The organism is Streptomyces sp. NPDC047706 (assembly GCF_043204795.1).
GTDB lineage: Bacteria > Actinomycetota > Actinomycetes > Streptomycetales > Streptomycetaceae > Streptomyces.
Window position 1 is genome coordinate 19,739 of record NZ_JBIDCW010000030.1, and the last position, 22,774, is coordinate 42,512.

The following is a 22,774-nucleotide window of genomic DNA, read 5'->3' on the forward strand; positions in this document are numbered from 1 at the left end:
GTACGGCAAGTCATCGTACGCCGTGGCGGGGACCGTCAGGACACTCATGCCGCGGCACCGGAGGTACCGGCCGGACCGGGGCGCCAGGTCGGCGGAAGCAGGGCCGGCACGATGGCGCCGCGCACCTCCGCGAACTCGGTGTTGCCCGCGAGCAGCTGCTGCCGGGCGGCACGCGGGTCGGTCTCCTTGTGGGCGACCATGTGCGAGGCGATCAGCCCGGCCACCACGGGGGTGGCGAAGGAGGTGCCGCTCCAGTTCGCGAGCCCCGCGAACATCACCCGGTCCGGCTCGTCCTGGCCGGCCTGCCCGCCGCTGAGGACCCCGGTGTGCCGGGGGGACTGGCAGGTGCAGGCGTAGCTGAAGCCGTAGCGGCAGGACTCGTACGTGGAGTGCTGGTAGACGTACGGGACGGGCTTGGTGAAGCCGGTGAGGGCGCTGGTGAGGCGCTCGCCGGGGGCGAAGACCTTGACCCAGGGGCCGTGGTTGCTGAAGCAGGCGCCGAACTCGCCGTCGCTGCGCAGCGCTCCGACCGACAGCACGGAGCTCGCGTAGTCGGGCAGGTCGGCGTAGGCGGCGGGCCAGAAGGGGGTGGCGCTGCCGTTGTTGCCGGCGGCGGCGACGAGCAGGGTGTCCCGGGTGCGCAGTTCCTCCATGAAGGCCTGGACGCCGAGCAGGCCGTCGGTGCGGCCGTTGGAGGTGCCGGCGGAGAGGCTGATGATGTCGGGCCAGCCGCCGTCGACGGCCTCGAAGAGCTTGTCGCCGAACTCGGACTCCAGGATGGCGCCCGCGTCGTTCAAGGTGTTGCGCACGGTGAGGTCGGTGTTGGGTGCGACGGCGGCGACGAGGCCGCCGATGAACGTGCCGTGCCCGACGTACTGCTGGAGCACGCCGTCGTCGTCGCACTCCTGGATCTGGTGGTCGCCCCGGGCGCGGGCCAGCGGCGGGTACGCCCGGTGGTCCTGCATCAGGCCGGTGTCGATCACCAGCACGCCGACCGCGGTGTCCGGGTCGTGAAGGCCCTCGGCGGGCGCCGGGTTGGGCTGCTCGGTGGGCTGGGCGGGCACGGGCTCGTCGCCGGGGCAGGCGTTGACCGCGATGTGCACCACGTGGTTGCGGCTGACCAGCCGGCGGCCCGCGCGGCCCTCCGCTGTGCGCAGCGCGCGCAGGGCGCCCGCCACGTCACGGTCGCCGCCGCGGTCGCCCTGGCCGGGGTCGCCGACCTGGATCCGGGTGATTCCGGAGCGGTTGGTCTCGGGGCTCGCCCGGCGCACGCTCTCCCCGACGAGGCCTGCGGTCTCGGTGAAGTGCGCGCGTACGGTGTCCTCCACCATGCGGGCCTCCTCGCCGTCGCGGGCGAGCACGACACCCCTCTCGTACATGAACTCGGCGGAGTCGTCCGGTCCCATCGCCAGGGGGACGTCCGGCATCGACCGCTGGATCTGGTCGAACTGCTCGCGGAATCGCTGTGGTGCCATGGCGGGTCCTCCCACTGGAGCGTTGCGTCGACAACTAGAGCGGACGAGCCGCTGATTGATACAGAGACAAACCCGTGTGGCATGGTTCCCGGCCCACTACCATCCGAGGGGTGACAGCGGGAAGCGACACGGTTCTCGAACTGCTGCCGATGGTGTTCGCCGCTCCGAACGACGCACTGGCGGGGGCGGAACGGGTGCTCGGCACGGATCCGCCGCCGTTGCACGCCTCCGTCGCCCATCAGGTGATCGGCATCTGGCAGCGGGACTTCGGCGATCTGCGGATCGCCCTGGACCATCTGCGCCGCGCCCGCGATCTGGCGGCGCGCGCCGAGTCGGCCGAGCGGGAGGCGGACGTCCTCGCCACGCTCGGCGTGGCGCTGGTGCACGCGGGCCGCACGCGGCAGGGCCTGGCCGCGTTCGAGCGGGGTGTGCTGCGCGGTTCGGGTCACACGCGCGCGCGGGTGCTCTACCGCCGGGCCTACGTGTGGTGGGTGCTGGGGCACCACCGGGAGGCGCTGGAGGACGTTCGCCGGGCCATTCCCGTGCTGCGGCAGGCGGACGACGTGATCTGGACGGCGCGGGCGCTGACGCTGCGGGCGACCGTGCATCTGGCGCTGGGCTCGGTGGAGCGCGCCGACGCGGACTTCACGGCGGCCGAGAGCTTGTGGGACACCACGGGGCAGGAGCACGACAAGGCCGACGCGGTGGAGAGCCGTGGCCTGGCCGCGTTCCGTTCCGGTGACATCCCGGCGGCGCTGCGGCTGCTGGACGAGGCGCAGGAGCGGTACGCCAAGCTCGGCACGCCCTCCTTCATGCTCGACATCCGGCGCTGCGAGGTCCTGATGGCGGCCGGACTGGCCAAGGAGGCGCTGGCCGAGGCGGACGCGGCGACAGGGGTGCTGGACGGCATCGGCGGGCAGTCGACGCGCAAGGCGGAGCTGCTGCTCGTCGCCGCCCGCGCGGCCCGGCTGGCCGGCGATCCGCACACCGCGATCGCCCGGGCGGCGCTCGCGGTGCGGCTGTTCGCGGCGCAGCGGCGCACCTGGTGGGAGACGCACGCCCGGCTGGTGCTGATCGACGCCCGGGTGGCCGCCGGGCGCCGTTCGGGCCGGCTGGTCGCGGACGCCGCCGCGGTGGCGGACCGGCTGGCCGCTTTCGGGGCACCGGCCGCACCCGAGGCGTCGCTGCTCGCGGGCCGGATCGCGCTGGGCCTGGGCTGGCGCGCGGACGCCGAACGGCACCTGGTGGTCGCCGCCCGCAGCAGGCACACGGGTCCGCCGCACGCACGGATGACGGGCTGGGCGGCACAGGCCCTGCGCGCGCGTGCCGCCGGTTCGAGCCGCGGGGTGCTGGAGGCCTGCCGGCGCGGGCTCGACGTGCTGGACGACCACCGGATGACGCTCGGCGCCTCGGAGTTGCGGGCGCGCGCCACCGAGCAGGGCGCGGAGCTGGCCGCGCTGGCCCAGCAGGCCAGCCTCACCGGCGGGGGCCCGCGGCGGCTGCTGGTGTGGAGCGAGCGCTGGCGGGCCACGGTGCTCTCCGCGCCGCCCACCAGGCCGCCCGCCGACCCCGCGCTGGTGCGCTCGCTGACCGCGTTCCGGGAGATCGCCGCCCGCGCCGAGGCCGCCCGCATGGAGGGGCGGCCGGTGCCGGCACTGGAGCGTGAACAGCGGCGCCTGGAGCGGGAGGTGCGCTCGCGGACCCTGCACATGCGGGGTGAGTCGCCGGGTGACGGCGACCTGTTCGACGTGGGGCGGCTGCTGGCGCGGCTGGGCGGGACGCGGCTGGTGGAACTCGCCGTGCTCGACGGGCGCGTGCATGTACTGCTGTGCGGTCAGGGCCGGGTGCGGCGGTACGAGGCGGGGCTGCTCACGGAGGCGGAGGCCGAGGCCGAGCACGTGCAGGCCGGGCTGCGGCGGCTCGCCCACCCGGGCGCGGAGGGGCGGCTGCCGGTGGTGGAGGCGGCAGGGCGGCGGCTGGAGGAGCTGCTGCTCGGGCCGGCGGCCGCGCTCCTTGGACCCGGGCCGGTCGTGGTGGTGCCGCCGGCCCGGCTGCACCGGGTGCCGTGGGCGCTGCTGCCGTCGCTGCGGGAGCGGGTGCTCAGCGTGTCGCCGTCGGCCGGCAGCTGGCTGCGGGCGCGGGAGACCGAGCCGCCACCGGGCGGCCGGCACGTCCTGGTTCGGGGGCCCGGACTCGCCACGGGGGGTGCGGAGGTGCCCGAGGCCGCGGACCGTTACGGCAGGCCGACCGTCCTGGAGCACGACGAGGCCCGCGTCCCGCGGGTTCTGGAGGAGCTCGACGGCGCGGCCCTCGCGCACATCGCCGCGCACGGCACGTTCCGCGCGGACAGCCCGCTGTTCTCCGCGCTGCGGATGGCCGACGGGCCGCTCATCGTGCACGACTTCGAACGCCTGGACCGCAGCCCCTACCGCATCATCCTCTCCAGCTGCGACACCGCCCGCCTCGCCACGGTCGGCGCCGACGAACTCCTCGGTTTGGTCACCGCGCTGCTGCCGCTGGGCACGGCGGGCGTCGTCGCGAGCAGCGCGCCCGTCAACGACGCCGCCGTCGTCCCCCTGATGCTCGCCCTCCACAAGGGCCTCGCCACCGGCCTCTCCCTGGCGGAGGCCCTCCGTGACGCCCGCGCCGCACTGCCGGGAGACGCGGTCCACCAGGCGACGGGGTGGGCGTTCACCGCGTTCGGGGCCGCGTGACACGGGGTCCCCGCGTCTACGCGGGCCGCGCGTCCGGCAGTTCCACCAGCCAGGGCAGGGCGGCGCGGTCTGCGGTGCCCAGGCGGGCGTAGGCGCTGTAGAGGTGGTTTCCGACCGTGCGGACGGAGAGGGTCAGCTGCTCGGCGATCTGGCGGTTGCTGAGGCCGGCCGCCGCCAGGGTGACGATCTGGCGCTGGCGGGCCGTGAGGGCGCCGAGGGCGAGGCCGGACAGGGCGGGGGTGCGGGCGCCCTGGCACCGCCGGGCGAGGGCGGCCGCCCGGGTGCGTGAGGTGCGGGCGGCGCGTGGGTCGCGGTGCGCCCGTACCGCCTGCGCGTGCGCCTCGGCGGCGAACAGCAGGAAGCCGCGCTCCTCCAGCCGCCGCGCCGCCCGGTCCAGGGCCGGCCCGTCGCCGCGGGCGAGCGCGTCGGCGTGCTCGGCGAAGACGCCACGCAGGCGGCCGGCGGCGTGCTCCGGCGCGCCGAGGCGTACGCCGTCGTAGGCGCTGTCCGCGCCGGCCGCCGCCAGGGCCCGGTCCAGGTCGCCGCGCGCCGCCGCGGTCCAGACGGCCACGGCTCCGCTCCCGCCGGCCTCCCCACGGTCGGGCACCTCGCCCGACTGCGCCGCGGCCAGGGCGAGTTCGGCACGGCAGACGGCGTCCCCGGCCGTGCCGCGCAGTCCCTCCCTGGCCCACGCCCCGGCCTCCCGCAGCTCTCCGCGCAGCCGCGCGAGGCGGGCCCGCACGGCGGCGTACCCGGCGGGCACGGTGGCCCCCTCGGCCACGAGCCACTCCCCCACGGGCGCGGCCGGCGGCCGTACGTCGCACTGCTCGATGTGCCGCAGCAGCGTGGCCTGTTCGGCCGCCAGGGCGGCGGCGCACCGGTCCGGCGTGCCCGCCAGGCGCCGGGTGCGCAGCTTGCCGGCCGTGGCGCGCAGGACGGGGCCGGTCAGGGGGTGGGCGAGTCGGACGGCGCCGTCGTCGTCGACGTGGATCAGGGCGTCGTGTTCGAGCTGTTCGAGGATGCCGAGGTCGAGGGCGTCCATGGGCAGCGGGAGCGGTTCGGCGAAGGCGAGGCGGTCCAGGGTCTCGCGCTCGTCGGGGGCGGTGCGCTCCAGGGCGGGGGCGATCCGGGCGAGCACGGTCGCGGTGACCGGCACCGGCCCGCGCCACGCCCGCTCGTCCGTGCCCTCGACGCGGGTGAGCAGGCCGCCGTCGCGGAGCGCGCCGACCAGGTCGCGCAGGACGCGCAGGTCACCCCGGCACAGCCGGTGCAGACGGTTCACGGTGAACGGCTCCACCGGGCCGCCCACGCCCGCGGTGATCAACTGCGCCGTCTCCTGCGCGGGCAGCGGTTCCAGGGCGAGCCGGGGCAGCAGTTCGCCGGTCCACAGTCGGGTCACCGCCGTGGGCACCGGTGCGCTCTCGGTCACGACGACCAGCAGGCGGGTGCGGCCGTGCACGGCGAGCTGGTGGACCAGGGCGGCGGAGGCGTCGTCGAGCAGGTGGGCGTCGTCCACCAGCAACAGCCGGGTGCCGGCGAGCAGTTGCACCGCGCGGTGCAGGGTGACCCGCTCGGGCAGCAGATGGGCGAACGCGGCGAAGGGGATGTCCCGGGTCTCGGGCGTCCCGGCCACCCTGGAGCAGCCGGCGCCCCGGACGGCCTCGGTGGCCAGGCGGGTCCTGCCGCACCCGGCGGGGCCGGTGACCACGATGCCGTGCCGGCCGGCGGTCAGCGAGCGGCGCACGAGTTCGAGTTCGTCCTGCCGGCCGGTGAAGGGCCAGGGCAGTTCCAGGGTCTTCGCGTCCTGTCCGTAAGTCGTCACATGAACAGGAGCGCCCCTACTCAGTCCTGATACAGGGCGACTTGAGTAGCCCCCGACTCAGGCGCCCGGGGTGAGCCCGACGGCAGGCTGTGCGCATGCCCGGACGCTACTGCTCCCTCGTGCAGGCGTCGGCCCCCGTGTTCGCGCCGGGGCTGACCGCCGAGCGGCTCGGTGCGCTCGCAGGCGGCAGCCGGATGTGGGTCAACGGCAGCGTGCTGCACTACTACTTCTTCGCCGGCGACCGCGACGCCTCCGTGATCCCCGTGCCGGGGACCGCGGAGAGGCGGCGGGTGTCGTGGGGCGGTGCCAAGGAGCAGCAGGACGTCGTCCGCGAGTGCCTGGCGCAGTGGCAGGGCCTGGGCATCGGCGTCACCTTCACCGAGGTCGACGACCGGACGGAGGCCGAACTGCGGATCGGCTTCCAGCTGGGCGACGGCTCGTGGTCGGCGGTGGGCAGGGACGCGCTGCGGGCCGGCCTGCACGAACGCACGATGAACTTCGGCTGGGACCTGACCGGGCCCGGGGAGCGCGGGACGGCCCTGCACGAGATCGGGCACGCGCTCGGGATGCTGCACGAGCACCAGAGCCCGTTCGCCGGTATCCACTGGGACGACGAGGCCGTCTACGACGAGTTGGCGGGCCCGCCGAACTTCTGGAACCGCGACCGGACCTTCCACAACATCTTGCGCAAGCTCGACCCGGACGAGGTCAACGGCTCCGTCTGGGACCCGCACTCGATCATGGAGTACGCGTTCCCGTCGGGGCTGATCCTGGAGCCCGAGCAGTTCCGTGCGGGGCTGAACCCGCCCGGCACCCTCTCCGCCCTCGACAAGGAGTTCGTACTGCGCTGGTACCCGCCGGCCGGCCCCTCCCGGCCGCCCGCGCTGGTGCCGTTCCGTTCCGCGCCGCTCGGTCTGGGGCCGGGCGAGCAGGCCGACTTCACCGTCGAGCCGCCGGAGACCCGCACGTACACCGTGGGCACCTTCGGCGACAGCGACACCGTCGTCGTGGTCTTCGAGGAGCGGGACGGCGAACCCCGCTACCTCGCCGGACAGGACGACGCGGGCACCTCCGGCAACGCCACCGTGCGGGTTCGGCTCGTCAAGGGCCGCCGCTACTTCGTCCGTGTGCGCCTGTACTCCTCGTGGGGTCCGGGCGAGACGGCGGTCATGTGCTGGTGACCGCAACTCCCCACACCACACGGACGCCTGGACCACAGTCCGGCACCGGGGGAGCGGTCGGGGTCCGTCACCTTCGGGGGAGGGTGACGGGCTCCGACCACGCCACGCCGTGCCTACGCGCGCCCAGCCTCCGTGCGAGCGGGGGCAGGGGGCCTCACGGCACCCGGCAGGGGGTACCCGGGCAGTGACACAGTCCCGTACCCGAGGAGACCCCATGCGCTCGCCCCGGCAGACCGCCGGTCTGTACACCCGCGGAGAAACCGCCCTGCTGCTGGCCGGGGGTTACGCCACGCTCGTCGTCGGCGTCGCCGCCTGGCTGGGCACGCTGGTCGCGGTGGGCGACCCCGGTTTCGGCGGGATCTGGCTCATCGCCCTGACCCTGCCCGTGTCCGTCCCCCTGCTCGCGATACCCGCCTCACCAGCAGCCCACGTCGTGCTGCTGACCGCCGGAGGCCTGGCCCAGGCCTGGGTGCTGTGGCGGGTGCTGCGCGGCAGGCGCGCCGCGTGAACGCGAAAGAGGGCCTTCGCCGGCTCCCACCGGCGAAGGCCCTCTTCGCACCGTCGGGACGACAGGATTTGAACCTGCGACCCCTTGACCCCCAGTCAAGTGCGCTACCAAGCTGCGCCACGTCCCGGTGCGTCGGCACCCGGGTCTCCGGGTGAACACGCAGGTAAACCCTACCCCATCCGGCGCGAGGGCTCGTTCACGCGCCGGGCCTCACCCGCCGCGGGCACCGGTCCGCGGCCCGCCGACCGGGCAGGCCACCGGCGTCCGCGGCGGCGGCCGGGCTGCGCGCGTCCGCGGTGCCCTACCTGCTCGTACGGCGGTGAGCGCGCCGGCGGGGCCGGTGCGTGCCGCCGGCCCGTCCCGCCGTCGCGACGAAGTGTCCGCCGGCGGGTGCGGATATCGCACAGCTTGTCGGCACCGGGTGGGCGTTCGCGCTGGTTAGGGTCCTGGCATGAACCACAGCTTCGCTCTGAACATCCCCGACGCCGAGCTCGAACCGGAGCCGCTCGACCCGGCGCAGATCGTCTCCGGGACGCCCGAGGTGACGGGCAAGGTGGTCTGGGAGTCGGCGGACGGACGCCAGGTCCGTGGCATCTGGCAGATCACGCCCGGCGTCGTGACCGACACCGAGGCCGACGAGCTGTTCGTGGTGGTCGGCGGGTCGGCGACGATCGAGGTGGCGGACGGTCCCACGCTGCGCGTCGGCCCGGGCGACATGGCGGTGCTGCGCGAGGGCGACCGCACGACCTGGACGGTGCACGAGACGCTGCGCAAGGCGTACGCGATCAGCCTCTGACGGCGGTGGTGGTGGTGCCGCGGATCTCCAGTGCCGGCACCGCCAGCTGGAGCCGCCCCTGTCCCCCGGGTGTCTCCAGCCGGTCCAGCAGGCAGCGGGCGGCACGGCGGCCGACCTCGTGCCCCGCGTTGTCGACGGTGGTCAGCCACAGATGCCGCAGCCGCGAGATGCTGGTGTTGTCGTAGCCGGTGACGGAGAGGTCCCCCGGCACGCTCAGGCCCAGATCCTCGGCCGCCGACAGGGCCCCGACGGCTGCGATGTCGTTGACGGCGAGGACCGCGGTCGGCCGGTCCGGGCGGGCCAGCAGCCGGACGGCGGCGCGGTGGCCGCCCTCCTCGGTCTGGTCGCAGGGTTCGACCACGGCGTACTCGGCGAGGCCGTGCGCGCGCATGGCCGCCTCGAAGCTGCGCCGGCGCAGCACGCCGACCGCACCGTATCCGGCGAGATGCGCGATGCGCCGGTGCCCGAGCCCGATGAGGTGCTCGGTGACCAGCCGCGTGCCCTGCTCGTCGTCGCCGGCGACGACGTCGACGCCGGGCGGTACCGGTTCGCGGGCGCCCGCGACGACGACGGGGATCCGGGCGGCGACCGTACCGAGCGCGGCCGGGTCGGGCAGGGTGCCGACGACGACCAGGCCGTCGGTCCCGAGGTCCAGGAAGGGTCCGGTGAGGTCGTGGCCGGTACGCCGGCTGAGGCGGGCGTCGGCGAGCAGCATGTGCAGACCGGCCGTGTGCAGCAGGGAGTTCAGGCCGTCGAGCAGGTCCACGAACCAGGGATTGCGCAGGTCGTTCAGGAGCACACCGACGGTGCGGCTGCGCCGTTCGCTGAGGCTGCGGGCGGCGGCGTTCGGCCGGTAGCCCAGCTCGCGCACGGCCCGCAGCACCGCCTCGCGCCTCTCCGGGCGGACCTGGTCCGAGCCGCGCAGCACCAGGGAGACCAGCGACTTGGAGACACCGGCGTGCTCCGCCACGTCACGGATGGTCGGCGGTCTTCGCATGCTCTGGACCGTTCCACGAGCCGCGCCGGGTTGTCAAAGGGCTTGACAGCGGGACGAGGGGCCGCTGATCGTGGGCTCGGCAGGAATGGACCGGTCCAAAGAGGGGGGCTGTCATGGTGAGCACGCTCGGTGTCGCCGTCGTCGGGTTCGGCTGGATGGGCCGCGTGCACACCCAGGCGTACGCCCGCCTGCCGCACCACTATCCGCACCTCGCCCTGCGCCCGGAGCTCGTGACCGTCGCCGAGGAGGTGCCGGGCCGGGCGGAGCAGGCCGCCGGGCAGTTCGGGTTCGCGTCGGCGACCCGTGACTGGCGCGAGGTGGCCGCCGACCCGCGCGTGCGGGCGGTCAGCATCACCGCGCCCAACTTCCTGCACCGCGAGATCGGCGTGGCGATGGCCGAGGCCGGCAAGCACATCTGGATCGAGAAACCGGTAGGCCTCACGGCCGGCGACGCCCGCGCGGTCGCCGACGCGGTGACCGGGGCCGGGGTCCAGGGCGCGGTCGGCTTCAACTACCGCAACGCGCCCGCTGTGGAGACCGCCCGCGAGCTCATCGCCGCCGGTGAGCTCGGGACGGTCACCCATGCCCGGATCCGTCTGTTCAGCGACTACGCGGCACATCCCGAGGGCGCGCTGACCTGGCGGTACGAACGGGAGCGCGGCGGCAGCGGAGTACTGGGCGACCTGGCCTCGCACGGGGCCGACCTGGCCTGCTTCCTGCTCGGCGACATCGCGTCGCTGACCGCCGACACCGCGATCTTCGTCCCGGAGCGGGCCCGTCCCACCGCCGCCACCGCCGGCCACTCGCGCGCCGCCGGCGGCGAACTCGGCCCGGTCGAGAACGAGGACTACGTGAACTGCCTGCTGCGCTTCTGCTCCGGCGCGCGGGGCGTCCTGGAGGCCTGCCGGGTCTCGGTCGGCGAGCAGAACAACTACGGGTTCGAGGTGCACGGCACCAAGGGCGCGGTGTTCTGGGACTTCCGGCGCATGAACGAGCTGGGGATCAGCCGCGGCACCAGCTACCAGGACCAGCCCGTGAGCACGGTGTACGTCGGCCCGGGACACGGCGAGTTCGCCGCCTTCCAGCCGGGTGCCGCCAACGCCATGGGCTACGACGACCTGAAAGTCATCGAGGCGTACCGCTTCCTGCGCTCGATCGCCGAGGGCGCCCCGTACGGGGCCACGCTCAGGGACGCCGTGCGCAGTGCGGTCGTCCTGGAGGCGATGGCACGGTCCGCCGCGAGCGGCACCTGGGTGACCGTCGACGCGCCCGGCTGACCCCCGGCGGTCAGCGGGCCCGCCTGGGCGCCCGGCTGATCCAGACCTTGGCCGGGATCAGGACCAGCCACCACAGCATCGCGCTCGGCCCGATCAGCGCGGCCAGCGGGACGGTGAGAAGGAAGACCGTCACCGTCACGGCGGAGTCGAGCAGTTCGCGCCCGCTGCCGACGTCCGTCGGCTCGTCACCGCGCAGCCAGGGCCGCCTGGCCACCAGGACGGCCATCGCCAGGTGGGTGGCGCCGAGGGCGGCGACCGCCGCGCCGTAGATCGCGGGCGAGGCCGGTTCCCCGCCGTAGTCGGAGACCAGCCGGGTGGGGAAGGGCAGCAGGGCGGCGGCGCCCAGCCCGAGCAGGGACAGGGAGATGAGCTGGCCGTCGACCTGCCGGACCGTGCGGAAGATCCTGCGGTGGTCGCGCCAGAAGCCGCCCAGCACCACCACGCTGAGCGCGTAGGCCCCTAGGTCGGGCAGCAGCTCGTACAACGCCTGCTCGTACCGCGCGGAGTCGAGGTCACGTGGCACGGAGAGGTCCAGCACGAGCAGGGTGATGGCGATGGCGAACACACCGTCGGCGAGCGCCAGCACCCGCTCGGGCCCGCCCTCCGGGATCGATTTCCACATGCGCAGGACGGTAGGGAGCGACGGCCCGGCGAGCGGGGATACACGCCCGGCCGGGGCCCCGGGCCGCGCCGATGTCACACGGCCGCCGCCTGGGGCGGCATGTTGCAGGGCGTCACCACCTGGATCGCGGACGGCAGGGTGGGACCGGCGGGGGGCAGCGCGCCGTGCGCGCGCATCACCAGGTGGCACGCCTCGCGCAGGTCCTGGCGCAAGTCGTGGTGGAGCACGGCCGACAGCCGGTGCTCGCGCAGCAGGCGGATGTTGTCGTGGTCGAGGTCGTGCGCGACGAACACCGCGCACTCGCGGCCCAGGTCCGCGAAGGCGCGCAGGGTCGCGTCGTTGCCACCGCCGATGGAGTAGACGGCGCGGATGTCCGGGTCGCGTTCGAGGGCGGCGCGGACGAGGTCGTACTGCGTGGCGTCCAGGCCCTGGCCCTCGGCGATCTCGACCAGGGTGCGTTCCGGGTGCCGGGCGCGCATCGCGCTGCGAAAGCCCATCTCGCGTTCCTCCTCGTTACGGAAGAAGCCGCTGCTGAGGCTGGTGAGGACGTTGCCGGGCCGGTCGCCGAGCCATTGGCCCATGAGGTACGCGGCGGTCGCGCCCGCCGCCCGGTTGTCGATGCCCACGTAGCCGAGACGGGCGCCGGCGGGCAGGTCGGTGACCAGGGTGACGACCGGGATGCCCGCCGCGTGGAGCCGGGCCGCGGCGGCGGTGACCTCGGGGACGTCCGGGGCCTTGAGGACCACGCCCTGGGAGCCCCGGCGGGCTAACCGGTCCAGGGTGCGCACCTGCTCCGCCACCGGCCCGGTCTCAGGGAAGTGGAACCGCGAGCGCACGACGGCCGGGTGCAGGGACGGCAGCTCCGCCTCCAGGGCGGCGCGAACGGCAGTGCTGAACCGCTGCGGCGCCTGCATCACGATGTCGATCATGAAGGTGCGGCCGGCCAGCCGGACCTGGCTGCGCTGCCGGTCCAGGTCGGCGATGGCGCGGCGCACCTCTTCGGCGGTGCTCTCGCGCACGCCGCCCCGCCCGTTGAGCACCCGGTCGACGGTGGCCTCGCTCAGACCGGCCTGACGTGCGATCTCCCGGATCGGGAAGGGGTGTCCCACGGACGGCTCCCTGAGGGGTTTTTGATGGGCTGCTGCTGGTTGTTGGAGGGGTTTGTACTGACAACAATGACAGCGGTGTGCCGTTCCGTCACCCGCGGACCACAAGGACCTCGACAGCCCACGACCCCAGCACCCCAGCACCCCAGCACCCCAGCACCCCAGCACCCCAGCACCCCAAGGAGCAACGCCCTCATGCGTATCGGAATTCTGGGCCTCGGCCGCATCGGTGCCTTCCACGCCGAAACCCTGTCCGGACTCGACGCGGTCGCGTCGCTCGTCGTCGCCGACCCGTTCGCGGAGGCCGCCAAGGCCGCCGCCGAGCGGTTCGGCGCCGAGGTCGCCGACTCGCCCGAGGCGGTGCTGACCGCCGGGGTCGACGGGGTGGTGATCGCCGCCGCGACCGACGCCCACCCCGGCCTCGTGCTGGCCGCGGTGCACGCGGGCGTGCCGGTGTTCTGCGAGAAGCCCGTCGCCCGCACCATGGCCGAGGGCATGGCGGTACTGAAGGCCGTGGAGGGCCGGGACGTGCCGGTGCAGATCGGCTACAACCGGCGCTTCGACGCCGCGTTCGCCGCCGCGCGGGACGCCGTGCTCGCCGGTGCGCTGGGCAGGCTGCACACCGTACGGTCCACGACCCTGGACCCGGCGCCGCCGCCGGCCGCGTACGTCGCCGCCTCCGGCGGCATCTTCCGCGACTGCTCGGTGCACGACTTCGACATCATCCGCTGGGTGACGGGCCGCGAGGTGACCGAGGTGTACGCCGTCGGCGGCAACCGGGGCGCGCGGTACATCGCGGAGGCGGGCGACGCCGACACCACGGGCGCGCTGCTCACGCTGGACGACGGCACGATCGCCGTGGTCTCCAACAGCCGCCACAACGGGCGGGGTTACGACGTCCGCATGGAGCTGCACGGCTTCGAGGACTCCATCGCCGTCGGTCTGGAGGACAAGCTGCCGCTGCGGTCGGTGGAGCCCGGGGTGAGCTTCCCCTCGGGCACGCCGCACGACTTCTTCATGGACCGCTTCGCCGCCGCCTACCGTGCCGAACTCACGGCGTTCACCGAGGTCGTCGCGGGCACCCGGCCCTCGCCGTGCACGGTCGCGGACGCGCTGGAGGCGGGCTGGATCGCGGAGGCCTGCACACTGTCGCTGCGGGAGCACCGGCCCGTGCGTGTCGAGGAGGTCCGTACCGTCTGACTCAGTGGTGGAACCCCGGCTGCGGCGACACATGGGCGGCCGGTCCCCCGCCGAGGACCCCGACTGCGGTGCGCAGGTCGTTCGCGAGGAGTGCGATCTTGTCGTAGCTGGTCCCGTGCCGGACCAGCACGCGCTGCACGACGGTGTCCTCCCGGCCGAGGGCGAGGGGGTACGCCGGGACCTGCCAGCCACGGCGGCGCAGCTGGTCGGTGAGGTCGTACAGCGTGAAAGGGGCCGTGCCGGGTTCGCTCAGCGTCCAGGTCACCGCCGGAAGAGCGCCCTGGCCGTCGTGGAGGACGGTGAAGGGGCCCATGCCGGCGACCTCTTCGGCCAGCATCCGGGCGGTGGCGGCGCAGGCGCCGTGCACCCTTGTGTAGCCCGCGCGGCCGAGCCGCAGCATGTTGTAGTACTGGGCGATCACCTCGCCGCCGGGACGGGAGAAGTTCAGGGCGAAGGTGGGCATGTCACCGCCGAGGTAGGCGACGCGGAAGACCAGGTCCTCGGGGAGCAGTTCGGGCGAGCGCCAGACCACCCAGCCGACGCCGAGCGGGGCCATGCCGTACTTGTGCCCCGAGACGTTGATGGAGGCCACGCGGGGCAAGCGGAAGTCCCAGGCCAGATCGGGCTGGAGGAACGGGGCGACGAAGCCGCCGCCGGCCGCGTCGACGTGCACCGGGACGTCGAGGCCGGTGTCCGCCTGGATCCGGTCGAGTTCGGCGGCGATCTCGGCGACCGGCTCGTACACGCAGGTGTAGGTGACGCCGAGGATGGCCACCACGCCGATGGTGTTCTCGTCGACGTACTCCCGCAGCTGGTGCGCGCGCAGCCCCAGCGCGTCCCTCTCCAGCGGGACCTGGCGCAGCTCCACGTCGAAGTAGCGGGCGAACTTCTCCCAGCACACCTGGACCGGCCCGACGACCAGGTTGGGGCGGTCGGTGGGCCTGCCCTCGGCGCGGCGGCGTTCGCGCCAGCGCCACTTCAGGGCGAGTCCGCCGAGCATGCCGGCCTCGCTGGAGCCGGTGGTGGAGCAGCCGACGGTGGTGGCGCCGTCCGGGGCGTTCCACAGGTCGGCGAGCATGTGGACGCAGCGGTTCTCGATCGCGGCGGTCTGCGGGTACTCGTCCTTGTCGACCATGTTCTTGCCGAGGCACTCGTCCATGAGCTGGTGCACCTCCGGCTCCGCCCACGTGGTGCAGAAGGTCGCCAGGTTCTGCGAGGCGTTGCCGTCCAGGCTCAGCTCGTCGTGGATCAGGGCCCGGACGGCGCGGGCCTCGGACACGTCCTCGGGCATCCGGTACTTCGGCAGCGCGCGCTCGCTGATGGGCAGGGCGTACACGTCGTCTTCGGGGCCCGATGCCGGGCGGCTGGTCTTGTGCAGGGCCATCGGGTCGAACCCCCGGTCGGTGGGACGTCACGGCGGGCGGGGCCGGGCGGGTACCCGATCGGCACAGGTGAGGGACAGCGACTCGCGCCCGGCCTCCCTCAGTCGGCAATCTCGCACACGGCCCGCGCCCGCGCCCGCCGAGCGCACCCGGACGACGGGCACCCGGCCCGCCCTCAGGGCGCCGACAGCACCATCCGGCGGGCGAAGTTGCGGTACCCGAGGCGGTCGAAGGCGGCCGCCATCGGGCGGTTGGTGAGGTCGGTGTCGGCCCGCACGACGTCCGCGCCCGCCTCCTCCGCGAGGATGCGGGTGATCTCGGCGAGCAGGTCGTCGACGTAGCCGTGACCGCGCTGCTCGGGCAGGACGCCCAGGTAGCCGACGACGTGCGAGCCGGTGTTGCGGGAGGGCAGGGCGAAACCCGCCGTGCGGCCGTCGGCGTCCTCGGCCACCCGCCACCAGGAGCGCTCGCCGGGCATCACGTCACGGTAGAAGGCCACGTCGGCGCGCGCCTGGGCGTCCGGGCCCACCGCCGCGGCCTCGGCACGGGACGCGGCGTCGAGCGTGCCGTCGAGCACCCGGCGGAACAGCCCGGCGAAGACCTCGTCGTCGGGCTCGGGGCGAAAGCGCAGCCGGCGGGGCGGCGCGGGGACACCGCGGTCGCGGGTCCACTCGTAGCGCAGGCGTTCCACCGCCGTGGTGAGTCCAGCGCGCCGGGCCGCCTCCTGCCGCCAGCCGAGCGCGGCGACGACGTCCGGCCGCTCCCGCCAGTCGGCGGGCAGCAGGATGTGGAACTCCGGCGCGGTCCCCTCGAAGGCCGCGTGGGCCCTGGCGAGGAGGCCCGCGGCGACCTCCGTACGGGCGGTGGACACGGCGTTCAGCGTGTCGAGCGCTCCGGGCCGCTCGTCACCGGGGTTGCCCCACCACACCGCCACGGCGTGCAGCTCACCCGCCTCCTCCGCGACCCACGTCCACTCCGGCCGGTACTCGCCCCCGGCGAGCCGCTCCCGGAACAGGTCCGCGTCGGCCCAGACGCCGGCCTGGCCGGCGGGCAGCAACGCGAGGACACGGTCGAGGTCCGACTCGGCCAGGGTGCGGTGGATCACGGGGCCTCCGGGATGGGCGTGGGGCGTGCGCGGGGTGTGCGCCATTTTGGCGTGCCCATGCGCGGTGTCCGCAAGCGGTTTGTCACCCCGGTGCGTAGACGCGGCGCGGCGCCAGGGCCTACGGTCCCGGGGCAGCCAAGCCCTGGAGTGCCGGATGCGCCGTAGCGCCTCGCCCTTCTCCCTGGTCCTGCTGGGCCTGGGTGTCTTCCTGCTCGTCCTCGCGCCGATGCTCGCGTGGTACGTCAAGCCACGCGCGGCCGTGACCCCGGTCGACATAGACGTGACCGCCGTCTACAAGGGCACGGGCAGCTATTTCGACGTCGCCGGGACCGAGACGGTCCACGACCGGCCCGTCACCGTCACCCAGCGGGTGCGCGGGGACGTCGGCGACAGCGAACGCAGCGGCCGCGCGGTGTGGGACGTGGTGACCACGGTCGACACCGAGAAGTCGCTGCCCGCCCCCGACCCGCACGACGCGCTGGACTTCTCGACCGCCCGCTGGGTCACCGATCGCCGGAGCAACCGGCCCGCCCACTGCTGCCAGGAGCAGCCGTACCACGAGGGCGAGGCCTACCTGAAGTTCCCCTTCGACGTGCAAAAGCGCGCGTACCGCTGGTGGGACAGCCAGCTCGGCTCGGCGGTCACCCTCTCCTACCGGGGCACCGAGAAGGTCCGCGGCCACCGGGGATACGTCTTCACGGGCACCGTCCCGCCGACGAGGATCGGCACCCGTCAGGTCCCGGGAGCCCTCGTCGGGCGGCCCGGCGCCTCGCAGGTGTTCGCGGAGGAGTGGTACTCCAACCACGGCATCAAGCTGGTCGTCGACCAGCCGACGGGCCGTGTCCTGTTCGCCCAGCTGGGCCCCCGCCAGACGCTGCGCGCCCCCGGCGCCGAGAAGGACGCCGTGGTCCTGCTGGACGTGGAGAAGCTCAGCCACACGCCTGCCACGCAGGAGTTCGCGGTCGACAAGGCGAAGGCGGACGGGGCACAGCTGCGCGCGGTCGGCAGGACGGTCCCGATCGGCGCGGCCGCCGCCGGGTTCGTGCTCGCCGCCGTGGGCGGGGTGCTGGTGGTACGGGGCCGGAGGCGGCCCGCGGACGAGCGGTGAGCCGCCCCCCTACGGACCGCCCCACGGACCGCCCCGGCGGGCCGTCAGGCTCCGCAGGACCGCAGGAACTTGCGGGTGCGGACCGCGATCGGCAGCGGCTTGTCGGGCTCGCAGGGGTACATGTCCTGCTCGACGATCGCGAACAGGTCCACGCCCAGCCCCTGGGCGGCCACCAGGACCGGGCCCAGCTCCGGCACACCGGACGGCGGTTCGCACATCACCCCGCGCTGCACGGCCGGCCCGAACGGCACCTCGTTCGCGACGACGTCGGCGAGGATCTCCGGGTCGACCTGCTTGAGATGCAGATAGCCGATGCGCTCGCCGTACGTCTCGACGAGCTTGACGCTGTCGCCGCCGCAGTAGGCGTAGTGGCCGGTGTCCAGGCAGAGCTGGACCAGCTCGGAGTCGGTGGAGTCGAGGAAGCGCTCGACGTGGTCCTCGGTGTCGATGTGGGTGTCGGCGTGCGGGTGCACGACGATGTCGAGGCCGAACCTCTCCCTGACCTCGTGCCCGAGGCGCTCCATGCCCTTGGTCAGGTGCGCCCACTGCTCACCCGTCAGCTCCGGCGGCTCCAGGATCTCGGCGGTCCTGTCGTCGCGCCAGAACGACGGGATGACCACGAGGTGCCCGGCGCCCATCGCCTGGGTGAGGGCGGCGACCTGGCTGACGTGCGCCCAGGTGGCGTCCCAGACGGACGGGCCGCGGTGCAGGCCGGTGAAGACGGTGCCGGCCGAGACCTTCAGGCCGCGCCTGTCCACCTCGTCGGTGAGCCGGGCCGGGTCGGTCGGCAGATAGCCGTAGGGGCCCAGCTCGATCCAGGAGTAGCCGGCTTCCGAGACCTCGTCCAGGAAGCGGGCCCAGGGCACCTGCCGGGGGTCGTCGGGGAACCATACGCCCCAGGAGTCCGGGGCCGAGCCGACCCGGATGCGGTCGAGAGCGGGGGTGTCGGCCATGTCAGGTGGTCCCTTCGGAAGTGGCGGCCGGAGAGGCGGCGGGCGCGGGAGAGTCCTTGGAGGGCGGCCCGGCGGGGTCCTCCGCCTCGGGAAGCTCCTCCACCTCGACGCCCCGCACCTGTGACAGCTCGTGCCTGAGGGCGGCGAGTTCCGCGCCGCCGGCCATGTGGTTGGTCAGCTCCTCCAGGCTCACCTCGCTGCGCTCGGCGCTCAGTTCGAGGGTGCCGAGGCGCAGCACGCTGAAGTGGTCGCCGACCATGTAGGCGTGGTGGGGATTGTGGGTGATGAAGATGACGCCGAGGCCACGGTCGCGGGCGGCGGCGATGTACTTCAGCACGACACCGGACTGCTTGACGCCCAGGGCCGCCGTCGGCTCGTCCAGGATGAGGACGCGGGCTCCGAAGTGGACGGCGCGCGCGATGGCCACGCACTGGCGCTGGCCGCCGGAGAGCGTGCCGATGGGCTGTTCCAGGTCGTCGAGGACGATGCCCATGTGGCGCAGTTCCTCGTCGGCGGTCCGCTTCATGCGGGCGATGTCGAGGCGGCGCAGTGGCCAGGGCCCCTTGGTGAGCTCGGAGCCGAGGAAGAAGTTGCGCCAGACAGGCATCAGCGGGACCGTCGCGAGGTCCTGGTAGACCGCGGCGATGCCCTTGTCGAGGGCCTCGCGCGGGGTCGAGAAGCGCACCGGCTCGCCGTCCACGAGGAACTCGCCCTCGGTGTGCCGGTGCAGCCCGGAGATGATCTTGATGAGGGTGGACTTGCCGGCGCCGTTGTCGCCGAGGACGCAGGTCACCTGGCCGGGGTGGACGGCGAGGTCGACGCCGTGCAGGGCGCGGATGTTTCCGTAGGACTTGCCGGCGCCGCGCAGTGCGACGAGGGCCCCGGCGCACTGGCGCGTGGCGTCCTGGGTCGCCGCTCCGTGGGTGGTGGTCATGGCGGTCACCTCCGGGTCGCGGTGCGCTGCACCCACAGATTGATGAGGACGGCACCGAGCAGCATCACACCCAGGAAGGCCTTGAACCAGTCGGGGTTCCACCCGGCGTAGACGATGCCCTGCTGGACCATGCCGAACATGAACGCGCCGAAGACCGGCCCGATGGCCGAGCCGTGGCCGCCGGTCAGCAGACAGCCGCCGATCACGGCCGCGGCGATGTAGATCAGCTCCTGCCCGACGCCCTCGCCGGACTGCACGGTGTTGAAGGAGAACAGCTGGTGCATGCCGACGAACCAGGCGCCGAAGCCGACCAGCATGAACAGCGTGATCTTGGTGAAGGTCACCGGGACACCGACCGCCCGGGCGCTCTCCCTGTTCCCTCCGACGGCGAAGATCCAGTTGCCGTACTTGGTGCGCAGCAGCACCCAGGTGGCCAGGGCCGCGAACACGAGCCACCACACCACGGTGATCTTCACCTGGACGCCCCCGACGTCGAAGGACGAGGCGAACAGCGCCCTGGCCTGCTCGAAGCCGTCCATGCTGCTGATGTCGTCGGTGGCGACGTTGCCGGTGACCGTCTTGGTGACGGCGAGGTTCACGCCCTGCAGGATCAGGAAGGTGCCGAGGGTGACCAGGAAACTCGGCAACCCCGTCTTCACCAGGACCCAGCCGTTGAACGCGCCGACGCCGACCGACACCACGAGCGCGACGACCACGCCCGTCCAGACGTTCAGGGTCAGTTGATAGCTCAGCATGGCCGCGGTGAGCGCCGAGGTGACCACGGCGACGCCGGCCGACAGGTCGAACTCACCGCCGATCATCAGCAGGGCCACGGGCAGCGCCATGATGCCGATGGTGGACGCCTGGTAGAGGACCGTGGCCATCGAGCCGCCCTGGCGGAGCGAGGGCGCGGCGATCAGGAAGAAGACGAACACGGCGACCGCGCCGAGGAAGACGCCGACCTCGGGCCGGGCGAGCAGTCTCAGCGCCAGGGGCCGCTCCCGGGTGCGTCCTTCGGCCGGCGGCCCGGCGCCCGGGTCCGGCGGTGCGCTCACCGCCGGCACGGCCTGCCCGGTCATGCCCCTCACCGGGTCCCCTTCGCGGCGAACGCGGAGACCCGCTCGACGTTGGACCTGTCGACGAACGCCGGGCCGGTCAGCACGGGCTGCTCACCGCCACCGCTGTAGTTGCCGTTGTTCTTGTAGAGCCACAGCCCGTCGATCGCCAGGTACCCCTGGAGGTAGGGCTGCTGGTCGACGGCGAACTGGATGTCGCCGCGCTCGATGGCCCCGGTCAGGTCCTTGTTGAGGTCGAAGGTGGCGACCTCGGCCTGGCTGCCCGCCTCGGACACCGACTGCACCGCGGTCATCGCGAACGGGGCTCCGAGGGCCACGACGTAGTCGATGGCGCTGTCCTGCTTGAGCTTGGCGGTGATCGTCGACTTCACGGAGGGCATGTCGGTGCCGTTGACGTTGAGGGTCTCGGTAGTGCCCTCGAACGTCTTCCTCACCCCGTCGCAGCGCTGCGTGAGACCGACGTTGCCCTGCTCCTGGATCACACAGACGGCCCTTTTCGCGCCTTCCTCGTTGAGCCGCTTGCCCAGTGCCTCGCCGGCCACGTTCTCGTCCTGCCCGAAGAACTCCATCAGGCCGAGCTCCTTCCAGTCGCTCACCCCGGAGTTGAGGCCGACGACCGGGATCCCGGCCTGTTCGGCCTTGGCGAGGACTCCCTTGAGGGCGTCCGGCTTGGCGAGGGTGACGGCGATGCCGTCTACCTTCTGGTCGATGGCGTTCTGGACCAGGTTGGCCTGGTTGCCGGCGTTGGGGTCGGCGGAGTAGACGAGCTTGATGTTGTCCTTGGCGGCGGCGGCCTCGGCGCCCTTGCGCACGATGTCCCAGAAGGTGTCGCCCGGCGCCTGGTGGGTGACCAGGGCGACCGTCATCCGGGGCGTACCGGCCTTACCCGCCGAGGCGCCGTCCGCTCCCTCCTCGGCCTTCTTGCCGCCGGAACTGCTGGAGCAGCCGGCCAGGGCCAGGGCCGCCGCCGCTGCCACGGCCAGGGCGGAAGTGATTCTGCGAGAGCGGTCCATCTTTCCTGCACCTCACTGTGCGATGGGGGAAAGGCTGTTGTTGGGACGGGATCAAAGTCCCTGGCGCGCCCACTGTCAATACTTTGTTAAGACATCATTTCACGAGCAGGTCCTAATGTAAGAACAAACTGTTCGTGCGGGCCGGGAGGGACGCCATGACTGGCAACCGGAGGCAGCCGTCGAGAGCGGCCGCCTCACCCCGGGGGACCAGCTGGGCAACGAGATCGACCTGTCGGTCCGCCTCGGCCTGCACCGGCCTGCACCGGCCTGCACCGGCCTGCACCGGCCTGCACCGGCCTGCACCGGCCCACGGTCCGCCAGGCCATCCAGTCGCCGGCCGACAAGGGCCTGCTGGTCCGCCGCCGGGGCGCGCCCCGGCACGCCTTCGACTTCCAGCTCCCGGTACGGCCCCGACGTCAGTGCGTCGCGTCCAGCCGGACCCGCTGATCCACCGCCAGCTCCAGCTCACCTCGGGGCGGTGCTGCGGATCGGTGCCTGGGGTGCGGTACTTCACGGTGATCCCTCCCGTTCGCTCCCGGTTGTCCGGGGCACGAACGGGAGTCTTCGGGCTGCAGCGCACTTCGAGTCGAGGAAGTACCGGCTACCGCTTGGCGAACGGCCCTTCGAGCGCGGCCCATTGCAGCAGCATGATCGTCTTGGCGTCGGCGATCTCGCCGGTGCGGATCATCTCCAGGGCCCTGCGGAAGGGCAGTTCGAGGATCTCGATGTCCTCACCCTCCTCGCCGAGCCCGCCGCCCGCGTGGGTGCGGGTCGCCGGCCCGTATGCGGCGGCGTAGAAGCTGACGCGCTCGGTGACCGAGCCGGGGCTCATGTAGATGTCGAAGACGTGCTGGACGGCGTCGATGGTGTGCCCGGTCTCCTCGGTCACCTCACGCCGCACGGCCTCCTCCGGGTGCTCGTCACCGTCGTCCAGCAGCCCGCCGGGCGTCTCGATCAGCATGCCGTCGGGGTGCCCGTTCACATACACCGGGAAGCGGAACTGGCGGGTGAGCAGCACGGTCTCGCGGGCGGCGTCGTACAGCAGCATCGTGGCGCCGTTGCCGCGGTCGTGCGTCTCGCGCTCCTGGGTGCTCCAGGTGCCGTCGGCGTGCCGGAAGTCGAAGGTGGTGGTCCGCTCCACGTACCAGTGGCTGGAGAGCAGTTTCACGTCCCGCACCTTCACGCGCGGGTTGCCGGACAGATCGCGGCCGGTCCGGTCGAGCCCGGTGCGGCCGCGGCGGTCCGGGGTGTCGACACCCGCGGTCATCGCGCACCGCCCGGACAGAAGGAGATCGAACACAGGGAGAGGGAACGGAAGGAGATGAATTCGTCGCTCATGCTCCCGCTTGTACCATCCTGGCCCCGCGAACCCATGGAAAAGGGGCCACCGAAACGATGGCCCCTCGCCGAACCGTCGGGACGACAGGATTTGAACCTGCGACCCCTTGACCCCCAGTCAAGTGCGCTACCAAGCTGCGCCACGTCCCGATGCGCCTCGTCGCGGA

Annotated in this window: 19 protein-coding genes, 2 tRNA genes and 1 pseudogene; 8 read left to right on the forward strand and 14 right to left on the reverse strand. The window is 73.3% G+C overall.

Features of this window, described 5'->3' with window-relative positions:
* Nucleotides 1-44: 44 nt before the first annotated feature.
* Complete coding sequence (locus tag ACGF8A_RS29085) at nucleotides 45-1,475, reverse strand: S8/S53 family peptidase (protein ID WP_393113181.1); 1,431 nt, start codon at nucleotides 1,473-1,475, stop codon at nucleotides 45-47.
* Between the two features lie 110 nt (nucleotides 1,476-1,585).
* Between ACGF8A_RS29085 and ACGF8A_RS29090 the strand changes: the two genes are divergently transcribed.
* Nucleotides 1,586-4,189: a CHAT domain-containing protein gene (locus tag ACGF8A_RS29090; RefSeq protein ID WP_393113182.1), complete on the forward strand. Its 2,604-nt coding sequence runs from the start codon at nucleotides 1,586-1,588 to the stop codon at nucleotides 4,187-4,189.
* A 16-nt stretch (nucleotides 4,190-4,205) separates the two neighbouring features.
* On the opposite strand, the gene ACGF8A_RS29095 is transcribed toward ACGF8A_RS29090, so the two are convergent.
* Nucleotides 4,206-6,011: a LuxR C-terminal-related transcriptional regulator gene (locus tag ACGF8A_RS29095; protein WP_393113183.1), complete on the reverse strand. Its 1,806-nt coding sequence runs from the start codon at nucleotides 6,009-6,011 to the stop codon at nucleotides 4,206-4,208.
* Nucleotides 6,012-6,106: 95 nt separating this feature from the next.
* On the opposite strand from ACGF8A_RS29095, the gene ACGF8A_RS29100 reads away from it, so the two are divergent.
* Together ACGF8A_RS29100 and ACGF8A_RS29105 are read left to right on the forward strand one after the other, a co-directional pair.
* Nucleotides 6,107-7,192 carry a M12 family metallopeptidase gene (locus ACGF8A_RS29100; RefSeq protein ID WP_393113184.1) on the forward strand — a complete coding sequence of 362 codons (1,086 nt, stop codon included), beginning with the start codon at nucleotides 6,107-6,109 and terminating at the stop codon, nucleotides 7,190-7,192.
* 214 nt (nucleotides 7,193-7,406) lie between these two features.
* Nucleotides 7,407-7,700, forward strand: a complete 294-nt coding sequence (locus tag ACGF8A_RS29105; protein WP_393113185.1) for an SCO4225 family membrane protein — start codon at nucleotides 7,407-7,409, stop codon at nucleotides 7,698-7,700.
* A 53-nt stretch (nucleotides 7,701-7,753) separates the two neighbouring features.
* Here the strand turns inward: ACGF8A_RS29105 and ACGF8A_RS29110 are convergent.
* A tRNA-Pro gene (locus ACGF8A_RS29110) sits at nucleotides 7,754-7,827 on the reverse strand.
* Between the two features lie 324 nt (nucleotides 7,828-8,151).
* On the opposite strand from ACGF8A_RS29110, the gene ACGF8A_RS29115 reads away from it, so the two are divergent.
* A complete protein-coding gene (locus ACGF8A_RS29115) occupies nucleotides 8,152-8,496 on the forward strand; it encodes a cupin domain-containing protein (RefSeq protein ID WP_393113186.1) in 345 nt (114 codons plus the stop codon).
* On the opposite strand, the gene ACGF8A_RS29120 is transcribed toward ACGF8A_RS29115, so the two are convergent.
* On the reverse strand, nucleotides 8,486-9,493 hold the full coding sequence (locus ACGF8A_RS29120) for a LacI family DNA-binding transcriptional regulator (protein ID WP_393113187.1): 1,008 nt from the start codon (nucleotides 9,491-9,493) through the stop codon (nucleotides 8,486-8,488). The two genes, ACGF8A_RS29115 and ACGF8A_RS29120, sit on opposite strands and share 11 nt — an antisense overlap.
* 113 nt (nucleotides 9,494-9,606) lie before the next feature.
* Between ACGF8A_RS29120 and ACGF8A_RS29125 the strand changes: the two genes are divergently transcribed.
* A complete protein-coding gene (locus ACGF8A_RS29125; protein WP_393113188.1) occupies nucleotides 9,607-10,770 on the forward strand; it encodes a Gfo/Idh/MocA family protein in 1,164 nt (387 codons plus the stop codon).
* Between the two features lie 10 nt (nucleotides 10,771-10,780).
* Here the strand turns inward: ACGF8A_RS29125 and ACGF8A_RS29130 are convergent, their stop codons facing one another.
* Nucleotides 10,781-11,392 carry a TMEM175 family protein gene (locus ACGF8A_RS29130; protein ID WP_393113189.1) on the reverse strand — a complete coding sequence of 204 codons (612 nt, stop codon included), beginning with the start codon at nucleotides 11,390-11,392 and terminating at the stop codon, nucleotides 10,781-10,783.
* Nucleotides 11,393-11,466: 74 nt separating this feature from the next.
* Nucleotides 11,467-12,501: a LacI family DNA-binding transcriptional regulator gene (locus ACGF8A_RS29135; RefSeq protein WP_393113190.1), complete on the reverse strand. Its 1,035-nt coding sequence runs from the start codon at nucleotides 12,499-12,501 to the stop codon at nucleotides 11,467-11,469.
* 192 nt (nucleotides 12,502-12,693) lie between these two features.
* Between ACGF8A_RS29135 and ACGF8A_RS29140 the strand changes: the two genes are divergently transcribed.
* Entirely contained in the window at nucleotides 12,694-13,698 is a 1,005-nt protein-coding gene (locus ACGF8A_RS29140; protein ID WP_393113191.1) for a Gfo/Idh/MocA family oxidoreductase, read from the forward strand.
* 1 nt (nucleotide 13,699) lies between these two features.
* Here the strand turns inward: ACGF8A_RS29140 and ACGF8A_RS29145 are convergent, their stop codons facing one another.
* Nucleotides 13,700-15,082, reverse strand: a complete 1,383-nt coding sequence (locus ACGF8A_RS29145) for a glutamate decarboxylase (RefSeq protein WP_393113192.1) — start codon at nucleotides 15,080-15,082, stop codon at nucleotides 13,700-13,702.
* A gap of 173 nt (nucleotides 15,083-15,255) precedes the next feature.
* The gene (locus ACGF8A_RS29150; protein ID WP_393113193.1) at nucleotides 15,256-16,185 is read right to left on the reverse strand and encodes a GNAT family N-acetyltransferase; all 930 of its coding nucleotides are present in this window, start codon (nucleotides 16,183-16,185) and stop codon (nucleotides 15,256-15,258) included.
* A 154-nt stretch (nucleotides 16,186-16,339) separates the two neighbouring features.
* Between ACGF8A_RS29150 and ACGF8A_RS29155 the strand changes: the two genes are divergently transcribed.
* A complete protein-coding gene (locus tag ACGF8A_RS29155) occupies nucleotides 16,340-17,293 on the forward strand; it encodes a DUF3068 domain-containing protein (protein WP_393113194.1) in 954 nt (317 codons plus the stop codon).
* A 44-nt stretch (nucleotides 17,294-17,337) separates the two neighbouring features.
* Here ACGF8A_RS29155 and ACGF8A_RS29160 read toward each other — a convergent pair whose 3' ends face one another.
* The 4 genes from ACGF8A_RS29160 to ACGF8A_RS29175 are packed head-to-tail and all read right to left on the reverse strand — an operon-like array spanning nucleotide 17,338 to nucleotide 21,269.
* A complete protein-coding gene (locus ACGF8A_RS29160; protein ID WP_393113195.1) occupies nucleotides 17,338-18,246 on the reverse strand; it encodes a sugar phosphate isomerase/epimerase family protein in 909 nt (302 codons plus the stop codon).
* A gap of 1 nt (nucleotide 18,247) precedes the next feature.
* Nucleotides 18,248-19,180: an ATP-binding cassette domain-containing protein gene (locus tag ACGF8A_RS29165; protein WP_393113196.1), complete on the reverse strand. Its 933-nt coding sequence runs from the start codon at nucleotides 19,178-19,180 to the stop codon at nucleotides 18,248-18,250.
* 5 nt (nucleotides 19,181-19,185) lie between these two features.
* A complete protein-coding gene (locus tag ACGF8A_RS29170; RefSeq protein WP_393113197.1) occupies nucleotides 19,186-20,259 on the reverse strand; it encodes an ABC transporter permease in 1,074 nt (357 codons plus the stop codon).
* A gap of 5 nt (nucleotides 20,260-20,264) precedes the next feature.
* Nucleotides 20,265-21,269, reverse strand: coding sequence for a sugar ABC transporter substrate-binding protein (locus tag ACGF8A_RS29175; protein ID WP_393113198.1), 1,005 nt, complete (start codon nucleotides 21,267-21,269; stop codon nucleotides 20,265-20,267).
* 163 nt (nucleotides 21,270-21,432) lie between these two features.
* Here ACGF8A_RS29175 and ACGF8A_RS29180 point away from each other — a divergent pair.
* Nucleotides 21,433-21,638 (forward strand): annotated as a pseudogene (locus ACGF8A_RS29180) (hypothetical protein); the annotation flags it as partial.
* A gap of 232 nt (nucleotides 21,639-21,870) precedes the next feature.
* On the opposite strand, the gene ACGF8A_RS29185 reads toward ACGF8A_RS29180, so the two are convergent.
* Together ACGF8A_RS29185 and ACGF8A_RS29190 are read right to left on the reverse strand one after the other, a co-directional pair.
* Nucleotides 21,871-22,536, reverse strand: coding sequence for an NUDIX domain-containing protein (locus ACGF8A_RS29185; protein ID WP_393113251.1), 666 nt, complete (start codon nucleotides 22,534-22,536; stop codon nucleotides 21,871-21,873).
* A 147-nt stretch (nucleotides 22,537-22,683) separates the two neighbouring features.
* Nucleotides 22,684-22,757: transfer RNA gene (locus ACGF8A_RS29190), tRNA-Pro, on the reverse strand.
* Between the last annotated feature and the right edge of the window lie 17 nt (nucleotides 22,758-22,774).